The sequence below is a fragment of the Methylorubrum rhodesianum genome, assembly GCF_014199985.1.
Classification (GTDB): domain Bacteria; phylum Pseudomonadota; class Alphaproteobacteria; order Rhizobiales; family Beijerinckiaceae; genus Methylobacterium; species Methylobacterium rhodesianum.
The window spans coordinates 226,192-238,019 of record NZ_JACHOS010000009.1 but is presented as its reverse complement, the minus strand read 5'-3'; the positions used below and the strand labels follow the sequence as shown (position 1 = coordinate 238,019).

The 11,828-nt window shown below is 70.4% G+C and carries 11 protein-coding genes; 6 read left to right on the top strand and 5 right to left on the bottom strand.

The genetic code is table 11. The features are described 5' to 3' along the window. The first annotated feature begins 65 nt into the window (after positions 1-65). From HNR01_RS15175 to HNR01_RS15150, 6 genes are all read left to right on the top strand, one after another. Complete coding sequence (locus tag HNR01_RS15175) at positions 66-1,160, top strand: UDP-glucuronic acid decarboxylase family protein (RefSeq protein ID WP_026105896.1); 1,095 nt, start codon at positions 66-68, stop codon at positions 1,158-1,160. After that, positions 1,160-2,251 (top strand): inositol-3-phosphate synthase, encoded by a 1,092-nt coding sequence (locus HNR01_RS15170; protein WP_183668382.1) that lies wholly within the window; start codon positions 1,160-1,162, stop codon positions 2,249-2,251. The genes HNR01_RS15175 and HNR01_RS15170 overlap by 1 nt, the downstream gene beginning before the upstream one ends. Then, positions 2,248-2,853, top strand: a complete 606-nt coding sequence (locus HNR01_RS15165; RefSeq protein ID WP_183668380.1) for a histidine phosphatase family protein — start codon at positions 2,248-2,250, stop codon at positions 2,851-2,853. Before HNR01_RS15170 ends, HNR01_RS15165 begins: the two co-directional genes overlap by 4 nt. A 14-nt stretch (positions 2,854-2,867) precedes the next feature. Continuing rightward, the gene (locus HNR01_RS15160) at positions 2,868-3,635 is read left to right on the top strand and encodes a TIGR04290 family methyltransferase (protein ID WP_083920723.1); all 768 of its coding nucleotides are present in this window, start codon (positions 2,868-2,870) and stop codon (positions 3,633-3,635) included. Beyond that, positions 3,628-4,566 (top strand): glycoside hydrolase 5 family protein, encoded by a 939-nt coding sequence (locus tag HNR01_RS15155; RefSeq protein WP_183668378.1) that lies wholly within the window; start codon positions 3,628-3,630, stop codon positions 4,564-4,566. Before HNR01_RS15160 ends, HNR01_RS15155 begins: the two co-directional genes overlap by 8 nt. 102 nt (positions 4,567-4,668) lie before the next feature. Further along, positions 4,669-6,036: a cytochrome P450 gene (locus tag HNR01_RS15150; RefSeq protein ID WP_183668376.1), complete on the top strand. Its 1,368-nt coding sequence runs from the start codon at positions 4,669-4,671 to the stop codon at positions 6,034-6,036. A 25-nt stretch (positions 6,037-6,061) separates the two neighbouring features. On the opposite strand, the gene HNR01_RS15145 is transcribed toward HNR01_RS15150, so the two are convergent. The 5 genes from HNR01_RS15145 to minD all read right to left on the bottom strand — a co-directional run bounded on the left by HNR01_RS15145 (position 6,062) and on the right by minD (position 11,819). After that, positions 6,062-8,599, bottom strand: a complete 2,538-nt coding sequence (locus HNR01_RS15145) for a TonB-dependent siderophore receptor (protein WP_309236222.1) — start codon at positions 8,597-8,599, stop codon at positions 6,062-6,064. Between the two features lie 213 nt (positions 8,600-8,812). Continuing rightward, positions 8,813-9,748 carry a FecR family protein gene (locus HNR01_RS15140; RefSeq protein ID WP_183668374.1) on the bottom strand — a complete coding sequence of 312 codons (936 nt, stop codon included), beginning with the start codon at positions 9,746-9,748 and terminating at the stop codon, positions 8,813-8,815. Between the two features lie 117 nt (positions 9,749-9,865). Then, positions 9,866-10,396 carry an RNA polymerase sigma factor gene (locus tag HNR01_RS15135; RefSeq protein WP_183668372.1) on the bottom strand — a complete coding sequence of 177 codons (531 nt, stop codon included), beginning with the start codon at positions 10,394-10,396 and terminating at the stop codon, positions 9,866-9,868. Between the two features lie 323 nt (positions 10,397-10,719). Continuing rightward, positions 10,720-11,007 carry a cell division topological specificity factor MinE gene (gene minE / locus HNR01_RS15130; protein WP_017486935.1) on the bottom strand — a complete coding sequence of 96 codons (288 nt, stop codon included), beginning with the start codon at positions 11,005-11,007 and terminating at the stop codon, positions 10,720-10,722. Then, complete coding sequence (minD, locus tag HNR01_RS15125; protein ID WP_012453139.1) at positions 11,004-11,819, bottom strand: septum site-determining protein MinD; 816 nt, start codon at positions 11,817-11,819, stop codon at positions 11,004-11,006. Before minD ends, minE begins: the two co-directional genes overlap by 4 nt. Between the last annotated feature and the right edge of the window lie 9 nt (positions 11,820-11,828).

The following is an 11,828-nucleotide window of genomic DNA, read 5'->3' as shown; positions in this document are numbered from 1 at the left end:
TCATCTTTTTCCGAAGGCCGAGGCCACCTTTCGGGACGACGATCCAGGCCGGAGGAACTGAGTCCATGAGGAGTCGAGCTTTGAGCGACCAAGGGGGCAACCAGGAGATCGTTCAAGACGGCAAGCACGTGCTCGTGGCCGGAGGCGCGGGCTTCATCGGCTCGCACCTCGTCGATGCGTTGCTGGCGCGGGGCGCCCGCGTCGTCGCCCTCGACAGCCTTCTGACCGGGCGCCACGACAACCTCGCCCATCTCGCCCGCGAGCCTCGCTTCGAACTCGTCGAGGCGGACGTGACCCAGCCGCTCCCGCCGCTGCCGCGGTTCGATCGCATCTTCAATCTCGCCTGTGCCGCCTCGCCGCCGCACTACCAGGCGGACCCGATGCACACGATGATGACGAGCGTCGTCGGCACCAACCGCCTGCTGGAGCGGGCGAAGGAGGATGGGGCACGCTTCCTGCAGGCCTCCACCAGCGAGGTCTACGGCGACCCCGAGGTGCATCCGCAGACCGAATCCTACTGGGGCAACGTCAACCCGACCGGCCCGCGCGCCTGCTACGACGAGGGCAAGCGCTCGGCCGAGACCCTGGTCTTCGATTTCGAGCGGGTGCACCGGCTCGACGTCCGGGTGGCGCGCATCTTCAACACCTATGGCCCCCGCATGCGGGCCGATGACGGGCGCGTGGTCTCCAACGTCGTCTGCCAGGCGCTCGCGGGCGAGCCGATCACCGTCTACGGCGACGGCGAGCAGACCCGCTCGTTCTGCTACGCCGCCGACCTCGTCGAGGGTCTGATGCGGCTGATGGACCGCGAGGCCACGCCCGGCGGTCCGGTCAATCTCGGCAACCCGCGCGAGATGACGGTGGCGGAACTGGTCGACCTCGTCACCCGGATGACCGGCACCCGCTCGGCGGTGGTGCGCCGCCCGCTCCCCGTGGACGATCCGCAGCGCCGCCGGCCCGACATCACCCGCGCCGAGACGCTTCTCGGCTGGTCGCCGCAGGTGCCGCTCGAACAGGGGCTGGAGGCGACCATCGCGTGGTTCGCCAAGGAAATCCGCCCGCCCGAGCCGGCGGTGCCGAGTCTCGGCCGCTTCGTCGGAAGCCGCCCGTTCCAGCCGGCCGAGCCGGCGCTCGGCGATCTCGCTCGAGGGCCAACGTGATGACAGTCCCGAGACCGGAGCCGATCCGCGTCGGGATCGTGGGCGTCGGCAATTGCGCCTCCTCCTTCGTCCAGGGCCTGCACCACTACCGCGGCGTGGCCACGGACGGGGCGGTGCCGGGCCTGATCTCGCCCGAGCTCGGCGGCTACCGGATCGACGACATCGCGATCGCCAGCGCCTTCGACGTGTCGGCGGAAAAGGTCGGGCAGGACGTGGCGCGGGCGATCCATGCGCGCCCGAACAACACCCACGTCTTCGCCGAGGTGCCGTCGAGCGGCGTCACCGTGCAGCGCGGGCCGACCCTCGACGGCATCGGCCGCTACCTGCAGGGGATCATCGAGGAATCCCCGGCGCCGGTCGCCGACGTCGTCGCGGAACTGAAGCGCAGCCGCACGCAGGTGCTCGTCAACTACCTGCCGGTCGGCGCGCAGCGCGCCACCGAGTTCTACGCGCGCTGCGCCCTTGATGCCGGCTGCGCGCTGGTCAACTGCATCCCCGTCTTCATCGCCTCCGACGACGCGTGGCGGGCCCGCTTCGAGGCGCGCGGCCTGCCGGTCGTCGGCGACGACATCAAGAGCCAGGTCGGCGCCACCATCGTGCATCGGGTGCTGGCCAACCTCTTGCGCGAGCGCGGGGTCAAGCTGGAGCGGACCTACCAGCTCAATTTCGGCGGGAACGCGGACTTCCTCAACATGCTGGAGCGGGAGCGGCTCGAGTCGAAGAAGCTCTCCAAAACCCGCGCCGTGACGAGCCAGCTCGACGCGCCCTTGGAACCCGGCAATGTCCATGTCGGCCCGAGCGATCACGTGCCCTGGCTGGAAGATCGCAAATGGGCGCAGATCCGCCTGGAGGGGACCGGTTTCGGCGGCGTGCCGCTCAACATGGAACTGAAGCTCGAAGTCTGGGACTCGCCGAACTCGGCCGGCATCGTCGTCGACGCCGTGCGCTGCGCCCGCATCGCCCTCGACCGCGGGCTGGGCGGAGCGCTCGGCGGGCCGTCGGCGTGGTTCATGAAGTCGCCGCCGGTGCAGTACACCGACGCGGAGGCGCGCGCGCGCACCCTGCGCTTCGCCGCCGGCGAGCCCGCATGAGGCGCGTCCTGTTCCTGCGCCACGGCAGCCATGACCGGCTCGGGCGCATTCTGTGCGGGCGGATGCCCGGCGTGTCCCTGAGCGAGGCCGGCCGGGCCGAGGCGCGGGCCGTCGCCGAGGGGCTCGCCCGGCGCCTCGCGGGCGCGCGGGGTTTGCGCCTCCTGTCGAGCCCGCAGCCGCGCACGCGCGAGACTGCCGCGCCGCTGGCCGAGGCGCTCGGCGTCGAGGCCGAGATCAGGGACGAACTCGACGAGATCGCTTTCGGCGACTGGACCGGAAAGCCCTTCGCCGCGCTCGAGGGCGATCCGGCCTGGAACGCCTGGAACACGGCACGCGGCTCGGCCCGCCCGCCGGGCGGCGAGAGCATGGCCGAGGTGCAGGCGCGGGTCGGCGGCCTGCTCGAGCGCCTCGCGGCGGAAGAGGGGGCGCCGGTCATCCTCGTGAGCCACGGCGACCCGATCCGCGCCGCGCTTCTGGGCGTGCTCGGTCTCTCTCTCGACGCCTACGACCGCCTCGTCGTCGCCCCGGCCTCCTGCAGCGAGGTCGAGCTCTGGCCCGGCGGCGGTCGCCTCGTCTCCCTCAACGAGCGGCTGGCGGGATGAATCGGGCCGATACGATGAATCAGGCCGAGTTGCGCCGGCGGGCGGAGGCCCTCGGGCCATGGTTCCACAACATCGATCTGGGGGAGGGCGTCTGGACTGCGCCGAACCATTTCCTCGGCGATTATCCCGGCTTCAAGTTTCGGCGTTTCGCCCACGCCTTACCCGCCGACCTCACCGGCAAGTCGGTGCTCGATATCGGCTGCAATGCCGGCTTCTACAGCGTCGAGATGAAGCGGCGCGGCGCGGCGCGCGTGCTCGGTCTCGATTCCGACGAGCACTACCTCGCTCAAGGCCGCTTCGTCGCCGAGCGGCTGGGCTACGACATCGAGTTCCGCAACCTCTCGGTCTACGACGTCGGGCGTCTCGGCGAGCGCTTCGACGTGGTGATCTTCATGGGGGTGCTCTACCACCTGCGCCACCCGCTGCTCGCCCTCGACCTGATCCACGAGCACGTGGCGGACGACCTCCTCGTGTTCCAGTCGATGCTGCGAGGCTCGCCCCAGGTCGAGCCTGTGGCGCAGGATTACGACTTCTTCGACATGGATGCCTTCGAGCGGCCGGGCTACCCGCGGATGCACTTCGTCGAGCATTCCTACGCGCATGACTGCACCAACTGGTGGATCCCCAACCGCGCCGGGATCGAGGCGATGCTGCGATCGAGCGGCTTTTCGATTCAGAGCCGGCCGGAGGCGGAGGTCTATCTCTGCCGCCGGGTCGCGGCGCCCTACGGGGCGCAAGCGGCCTATCCGGCGCGGCCCGACGACGGGAGACGTGATGCTTGAAGCGGTGATGCTCTGGAACGAGCCCAACAACAAGTCGCACTGGGATCCCGAGATCGATCCGGACTGGTTCCTGTTCGGTGAGATGGTTAAGGACGCCTCCCGCGCGATCCGGGCCGAGGCGCCGGGCCTGCCGCAGGTGCTCGGCGGCATTTCGCCGATCGATCCGCACTTCATGCGGCGGATGCAGGCGCAAGGCGTGCTCGACGGGCTCGACGCGGTGGCCGTGCACGGCTTCCCCCTCGACTGGAACCTCTGGCAGATCCACGAATGGCCGCAGAAGATCGCCGAGATCCGCGCGGTGACGCATCTCCCGGTCTGGGTCTCGGAGGTCGGCGTATCGAGCTTCGGCGCCGAGGAGGTTCAGGCCTGGGGCTGCCGCCGCACCGCCGAACTTCTGACGGGCCAAGCCCCCCGCATCCACTGGTACAGCCTCTACGACCTGCCGCTCGAATGGGGCGCCACCACCCGCCACAAGGAGGCGGAGGGCTCCTCCTATTACCGCCACTTCCACATGGGGCTCCTGCGCCAGGACGGCACGCCGAAGCTGGCCCTGGAGGAATTCGCCCGCTGCACCCCGGAATTCGGCCTGTGCCAGTGGTTCCACTACGAGGATCACCGCCTCGACGCGGCGGTCGCTTGGATGAAGCGCCTCGGCGTCACCCATCTGCGCACGGGCCTCTCCTGGGCCGACAGCTTCCGCCCCAATGCCCTCGACTGGTTCGACCGGCAGATGGAGGCACTCCGGGATTTTCAGGTGACGGCGACCTTCTGCTTCACGCCCGAGCACCGCGGCATCGCTCCGCATCACACCTCCGCGCCGCTGGTGCGCGAGGAGTTCTCGGAATTCTGCGCCGCGATGGTGCGCCGCTACGCCGAACCCGCGCAGGTAGGAGCCGGCGCCGTGCCGGTGCCGGAAATGCCGATGCTGTAGCGGCACACCCCGCGGCGCCTGCGCCATGCTAGAGACCCATCTTCCGAGACCTTGCGCCAGCGCCTAGAGCATTGCCTCGAGGGTGGTGCGAAGGAGCGAGGAATGGACATGCAGGCCGCGCCCGGATTCGCGGTTCCGCGCCTGGTGCCGCCGGTGCCGGCGCCGCCGGAGCGGGAATTGCCGACCCTGCGCTTCATCGCGGCGATGCGGGTCAACGGAATTGGCTGCTGGCCGGCTTCCGCCTACGAGGCGCCCCTGCGCCGCCGCCGGCTGTTCGGGCGCACCCGCTTCACCGTCAGCGATCCGGACCTCGTGCGGCACGTGCTCGTGGACAACGCCGCGAACTACGCCCGCACCCCGATCACCATCCGCATGCTGCGGCCGATGCTCGGCGACGGCCTGCTCATCAGCGAGGGGACGGCGTGGCGCCACCAGCGCCGCACGCTCGCGCCCGCCTTCACCCCTCGGGCGGTGGAGACGCTGGTGCCCCACATCCTCTCGGCCAGCGACGAGGCGGTCGCCGCCCTTGAGGATCCGGCCGCACGGGGCCCGGTCGATCTGTTCGCCGCGCTCCAGCGGCTTGCCCTGGAGATTGCCGGGCGCACCATGTTCTCCGTCGGCATGGCCCGCCACGGCGACCGCCTGCGCGGCTTCCTCGAAGCCTACGCCGCGCGGCTCGGGCGCCCGCACCTCACCGACCTTCTTGTCCCCTTGCGCTTCGCCACGCCCCTCGACCGCGCCCGCGCCCGCTTCCGCCGCGACTGGGTCTTCTTCCTCGACGAGGTCATCGCCGACCGCGACGAGGGCCAGGGTGGACGCGAGGTCGTGGGCGAGGCCCGCGACCTGCTCGACCTCCTGCGTGCCGCCCGCGATCCGGAAACCGGCCGGGGCTTCTCGCACGAGGAGCTGCGCGATCAGGTCGCCACGATGATCCTGGCCGGACACGAGACCACGGCGGTGACCCTGCTCTGGGCCTGCACCCTGCTCGCGCTCTCGCCGCAGACGCAGGCGGCGGTCGCCGCCGAAGCCGCGAGCGCGGAAAAGCCCTTTACCCGCGCGGTGATCGAGGAGACCCTGCGGCTCTATCCGGCCGCCTTCGTGCTGGCCCGCCGCGCCGTCGGTCCGGACGTGCTCGGCGGAGAGGCGGTCGAGGTCGGGGACAGCGTGACGATCTCCCCCTGGCTGCTGCACCGGCACCGGAAGCTGTGGCGCGACCCCGACGCCTTCGATCCCGGCCGCTTCCTGCCCGGCGCGCCGCCCGTTCCGCGCTTCGCCTACCTGCCGTTCGGGGCGGGGCCGCGGGTCTGCATCGGTGCGGCCTTCGCGCTCACCGAGGCGACCCTGGCGCTGAGCCGGATCGTCGGGCATTTCCGGATCGAGCGGGCCGATGCCCGCCCGGTGCTCCCGGCAGCCGTGGTGACGACCCAGCCCGACCACGCCCCCGCGTTCCGGCTGACGCGGCGGGCGTGAGCGGCGGAGCGCGCCGCGCGAACTCTCAAAAATCGACCGAGGCGGAGAGCAGCACCGTCCGCGGCGTTCCCTGGGCGAGGATGCCGCGCCCGGTCGTCGCCCAGTAGTTGTTGCCGGTCACGTTGACGACGTTCGCCCGCAGCGTCAGCGGCCGGTCCTGGAACAGGGTCGCGTAGCGCAAGCCGAGATCGAGCGTCGCCCAGTCCGGGATCTTCTGGCTGTTGGCCAGATCGTAGTACTGCGCCGAGGTGTAGATCACCCGGCCGGTCAGGCTCATGCCGGGCACCAGCCACGGCGGCAGGTCGTACTCGCCGTAGAGATTGAGCTGCACCTCCGGCACGCCGATCGCGACTCGGCCGACGTTGCGCGGATCCTGCGCCTGCACCTGCACCCCGTCGAGCAGGCTGACGCCGCCCAGCAGCCGGACGCCCGGCACCGGCTCGCCGAACACGGTGAGCTCGACGCCGGTGTTGCGCTGGCGCCCGTCGACCGAGAAGATCAGGGTACGGGCGTCGAGGAAGCCGAAGGGCTGCTCGATCTCGAAGGCGGCAAAGCCCAGGCCGAGGGCGCCGAGATCGAGTTTCGCCCCGACTTCCGTCTGGCGCGAGACCGCGGCCGGGAAGGCGGCGCTGGCGTTGACGGCGTTCACCGGCGGGGCCGGCGAGGTCAGCCCCTCGACGTAGTTGGCGTAGAGCGAGAGCCGTTCCCACGGCTTCACCACGACGCCGACGCCCGGCGAGAAGGCGCCGCTCTCGCTGGCGCCGGTGCGCAGGCCCGTGACGGGATTGTAGGAATTCACATCGAGGCTCTGCCAGCGCCCGCCGACCGTGAGAAGCAGCCGCTCGTCGAAGAGCGACATCGTGTCGGCGACGGCGAGGCTGCGGTTGATCCGGCTCGACGTGCGCGGCGTCGCGTTCGACAGGCCGACGGTCGAGCGCGGCGCGACGGTGACCGGATCGTAGAGGTTCGACACGATGACCGCGCCGACATTCTGCGCCGTCGGCTGAGCCAGGTCCTGCCAGAAGCCGACCGCGGCGAGGCCGAAGCTGTGCCGGATCGGCCCGGTCTCGAACGTGCCGCGCAGGCCCGCCTCGGCGGTCTGGTTCACGATGTGCATCGGCAGGTAGCTGATCGGGTCGCGGTAGTCGCCCCGGGCGTTGAAGATCGTCAGAATCCCGCCGAAATATTCCTGCCGGAAGTTCGAGCGGCCGTAGGCGCCGTAGAGCGTCAGGTCCGGCGACAGGTCGTACTCGACCCGTGTCGCGAGTTGCTGGTTGGCGCTATCGCGATACTCCCAGGGCTGCTGCTGGTTGAGTATCAGGTCGGGCGCGCGGGGGATGCGCACGCCGGCGGCCACGTTGCGGTTGCGCAGCGGCGACCGGAAGTCGAGTTCCTGATAGCCGAGGTCGAGCGAGGCCCGCAGGCGCTCGCCGCGATAGTCGAGGGCGAGCGCGATGCTGCCGAAATGAAGGCTCTGGTTGTCGATCGGCGTCGCGCCGTTGTTGACCGCGCCGTTGAAGCGGATGCCCCATTCCTTGGCCGCGCCGAAGCGACGGCTGATATCGACCGCCTTGTAGACCTGCGCGTCGGAGGCGTAGCCGAGGGTAACCCGGTTCAGCGGCTCCTCGAGCGCCCGCTTGGGGATCAGGTTGATGATGCCGCCGATATTGCCGAAGGGCGGGACGCCCGAGAGCAGCGTCGAGGGGCCGCGCAGCACCTCGACGCGCTCGATCGGCTCTACCGCCGGGTTGAACGCATCGGCGACGCCGAACAGGCCGTTGAAGGCGATGTCCTGGGCGAAGACCGGGAAGCCGCGGATGAAGAAGCCGAGAATGCCCGAGAAGGCCGGCACGTTGGTGCGGATCGAGGGGTCGTTGTTGACGACGTCCTGGACGTTGCGCGCCTGCTGATCGCGGATCAGCTTCTCGGTGTAGCTCGTCGCGTTGAAGGGCTGGTCGAAGGTGCTGCGGTTGCCGAGCAGGCCGAGGCGCGAGCCGGACCCGACCTGCCCGCCGGCATACGGGACGGGGGGCTGGCCGATGGTCCCGTTCGGCGGCGGCAGGCCCGCCGCGCGGGCGCCGCTCCCCGCCCGGCCCTCGACCGCCAGTTCCTCCAGCGTGACGGAGGAGGCCGGCTCGGAGCCGAGCTGGACGTAGCGCGGATTGACGAGGGTGATCGTCGAGGGGCCGGCCGCCCGGTAGGTCAGGCCGGTGCCCGCGAGCAGTTCGGCGAGCGCGTCGAGAGGCCGGAACGCACCCTCGACTCCCCTTGTGGTTAGGCCCTCGGTCAGGGCGGTCCGGTAGGCGAGCGTCAGCCCGGCCTGGCGGGCCAGGGCCGTCAGGGCCGGTTCGAGCGGCCCGGCCGGAACCGCGACCGGGATCCGTGCCGCAACCGTGCCGCCCGCATCCGACGGCCCGTCGGCGGTGACGGGAACGAGGCTGATCCGATCCGAGGCGAGCGGCGCCGTATCCCGGGCGCCCGCAACCGCCGTCAGGGCGATCAGCGACGCGCCCGCCAGAGCGAGCGGCCGCCCGCCCCGCGCCACTCCGCGTCGATCTCCCACCACCATGTCCCCGCGTCCCTGTCCTCGGCCGGGAGCGGCTCGGCCCGCCCCTGCTTCGATAGACAGGCGAGCCGCGAAACTCCTGACGTCGGAGCGACGGATTTTCCGATCTTTCTCACACGCCGTCCGATCGATCCCTTCGGGCAGGGGAGGGCGCCCGAACGCCGCGCGGGCTTGCCGATGCGCCTCCGCTTCGAGCAAGCGGAGGCGGTGTCAGGAGGCCGGTCGGACGAGGACGAGCAGCGGCGTCAGGCGGGTGAGGCGCAGCCCCATCGCGGCGGCGAGCACGTCGAGCGCCGCGTCGGTGTCGCGCAGGTCGAGCGTGCCGCTGAAGCGGCGGCCGCCGAGGGTCGAGTCCGTCAGCAGGATCCGGCCGCGCCGGTAGCGTTCGAGTTCGCTCAGGACATGGGCGAGCGGCTGACCGGAGACGGTGAGCTTTCCCTCGCGCCACGCGATCGTCCGCGCGACGTCATCCGTCCGAGCGACGAGCCCGCTGTCGGCGCTCCGGACGGCGACCTCGCCGGCCCGGAGCCGCGTCTCGCCGGTGCCCGTCGCGACATCGACACGGCCCTCGGTCACGCCGGCGGGGACCGCCCCGTCGATCCGGACGAAGAAGCGTGTCCCGACCGCGCGGGCCTGCACCCCGTTGCCCCGTACGACGAAGGGGCGCCCGGGATCGGGCACGACATCGAACACCGCCTCGCCGCGCAGGAGGGCGACGCCGCGCTCCCCGTCCGTGAACCGCAGCGCCAGGGCCGTATCGGTGTTGAGATCGGCCCGGCTTCCGTCCGGGAGGAGTGTGGTCTCGATCCCGCCCCGGCCGGTCCAGGCATCCGCCCGCATCCGGTCGACCCAGCTGAGCGGATCAGCCAGCAGGGCACCCAGACCGAGGGCGGCGGCGAGCGCCGCGAGGCCCTTCGGCGGCCCGCGCCGCCGCGGATCGGGCGCCCGCTGCATCGTGCGGCGCCACGCCTCCATCTCGGCGAAGGCCTCGGCGCGGGCGGGATCGGCCGCGCGCCACGCCTCGAAGGCGCTGCGGTCGGCCTCCGTCGCGTCCGCGGAGGAGAGGCGCGCGACCCAGAGGGCGGCCTCCTCGTGGACCGGATCGTCGGCCTCCTCCGACGCGTCCGGGGGCGTGCGCTGATTCATCCCGTAGATCTTGCCGTTGGTCTTGCCGGCTCTCGTCTTGCATGCCCGGCGGGGCGGGCGCGAGCGCCATCCCTCTCATAAAGACCGGTGAGGCCGGCAAATCCTGACACTCCGCCTTCAGAAAAAATCGCGGCAGGTGCGGCGGGTGTGGAGGAACGCCTTCATCAGGTGCTTCTCGACCATGTTGCGGCTGATCCCAAGCCGCACGGCGATGACGCCGTTGGGCAGGCCGTCGAGGGTGCTGAGCAGGAACACCTCGCGGCAGCGCGGCGGCAGCCGGTCGATGGCGGCCGCGACGAGGCGCAATTGCTGGCGCGCGATGATCTGCTGCTCGGGCCGCGCCCCTTCGTCCGTCACCTCCGCCGGGTCGAGATCCGTCAGGGAGGAGAACAGCCCCCTCTCGAGACGCCGCCGGGCCCCGAGGTTGAGCGCGACGTTGCGCGCCACGAAGAACAGGAAGATGCGGGGCTGCTCGATCTCCGTTCGGCCGAGTGCCTTCACGAGGCGCAGGTAGGTCTCCTGCGCCGCCTCGGCCGCGTCGGCGTGATTGCCCAGCAGGCGCATCAGAAAGCGTTGCAGCCTCGCACCCTCACATCGATGCAGAGCCTCGATCAACCCCGCCGACATCCCACCAGCCCCGAACCCCATGAACGCGTGACCGCACCATCCTTGGCCGCTATCGGAGGCGCAAAACCCGCATGGAGCAAGTCTGAAGGATTAGTTTTTACGAATTCCAGAGTATTGCTTCGTCTCAAATCAAGTCGTTGACGCCTCTGCCGGAATCGGGTGGGGAACAGCCTACGGCTCTATTGCCGATATCCTGTGCCGACATTCTCCGCCGATTTGTGTTGCCGCCGCGCAACGTTTGGCCGATCCGGTCACCCGCGCGATCCGGTTCTGGATCGCCCAGGACGAGAAAAGCCCGCGGCATCGATCCGATGCCGCGGGCTGTCAGGTTTCGAGATCCCAATTCAGGCGCTGGCGCGCTTGGCCTTCGGCTTCTGGTTGAGGACCGCATCGACCGGGAATTCGATGTCGACGCCGAGCGTCGAGACGCCCTCGCCGCGATCCAGCTTGATCTGCACCTTGTCGCGCTCGACCGTGACGTGCTTGGCGATCACGTTCAGGATCTCTTCGCGCAGGGTGATGATCAGGTCGGGCCGTCCGTTCTCCACGCGCTCGTGCGCGAGGATCAGTTGCAGGCGCTCGCGGGCGACCGAGCCCGAGCCACGGGGTTTGAGGAAGGTCAGAACACTCATGCGGCCCTCCGTGTGAACAGCTTGTTGATCAGGGATTTGCGGTCGGAGGGGATCGCCATCGGCACGGTCTCGCCCTTGAGGCGGCGCACGGCGTCGATGTAGGCGCGCGAGGGCGCGCAGAGCGGGTTGTTGAGGGTCACCGGGCAGCCGACGTTCGAGGCGCGCAGGACCTCGAGGCTCTCCGGGATGATGGCGAGCAGCGGGATCGAGAGGATCTCGAGCACGTCGTCGACCTTGAGCATGTCGCCGCGGTCGGCGCGGGCCGGGTCGAAGCGGGTCAGGATCAGGTGCTTCTCGATCGAGTCGCCGCGCTCGGCGCGCACGGTCTTGGAGTCGAGCAGGCCGATGATCCGGTCGGAGTCGCGCACTGAGGAGACCTCGGGGTTGGTGACGACGACGGCGACGTCGGCGTGGCGCATGGCGAGCTGGGCTCCGCGCTCGATGCCGGCGGGGCTGTCGCAGACGATCCAGTCGAACTTCTCACGCAGCTCGCCCATCACCCGCTCGACGCCCTCGTCGGTGAGCGCGTCCTTGTCGCGGGTCTGGGAGGCGGGCAGCAGGGAGAGGTTTTCGAGGCGCTTGTCGCGGATCAGCGCCTGCGGCAGCTTCGCGTCGCCGTTGGTGACGTTGATGAGGTCGTAGACCACGCGGCGCTCGGCGCCCATGATCAGGTCGAGGTTGCGCAGGCCGACGTCGAAATCGACCACGCAGACCTTCTCGCCGGCCTGCGCCAGCGCCGCACCGAGCGCTGCCGTCGTGGTGGTCTTGCCGACGCCGCCCTTGCCGGACGTGACACAAAGAACCTTGGCCATTCTCGTTTC

Coding starts and splice junctions, on each gene's coding strand:
- HNR01_RS15175 (WP_026105896.1), top strand. CDS start 66: ATGAGGAGTCGAGCTTTGAGCGACCAAGGGGGCAACCAGGAGATCGTT.
- HNR01_RS15170 (WP_183668382.1), top strand. CDS start 1,160: ATGACAGTCCCGAGACCGGAGCCGATCCGCGTCGGGATCGTGGGCGTC.
- HNR01_RS15165 (WP_183668380.1), top strand. CDS start 2,248: ATGAGGCGCGTCCTGTTCCTGCGCCACGGCAGCCATGACCGGCTCGGG.
- HNR01_RS15160 (WP_083920723.1), top strand. CDS start 2,868: ATGAATCAGGCCGAGTTGCGCCGGCGGGCGGAGGCCCTCGGGCCATGG.
- HNR01_RS15155 (WP_183668378.1), top strand. CDS start 3,628: ATGCTTGAAGCGGTGATGCTCTGGAACGAGCCCAACAACAAGTCGCAC.
- HNR01_RS15150 (WP_183668376.1), top strand. CDS start 4,669: ATGGACATGCAGGCCGCGCCCGGATTCGCGGTTCCGCGCCTGGTGCCG.
- HNR01_RS15140 (WP_183668374.1), bottom strand. CDS start 9,748: ATGAATCAGCGCACGCCCCCGGACGCGTCGGAGGAGGCCGACGATCCG.
- HNR01_RS15135 (WP_183668372.1), bottom strand. CDS start 10,396: ATGGGGTTCGGGGCTGGTGGGATGTCGGCGGGGTTGATCGAGGCTCTG.
- minE (WP_017486935.1), bottom strand. CDS start 11,007: ATGAGTGTTCTGACCTTCCTCAAACCCCGTGGCTCGGGCTCGGTCGCC.
- minD (WP_012453139.1), bottom strand. CDS start 11,819: ATGGCCAAGGTTCTTTGTGTCACGTCCGGCAAGGGCGGCGTCGGCAAG.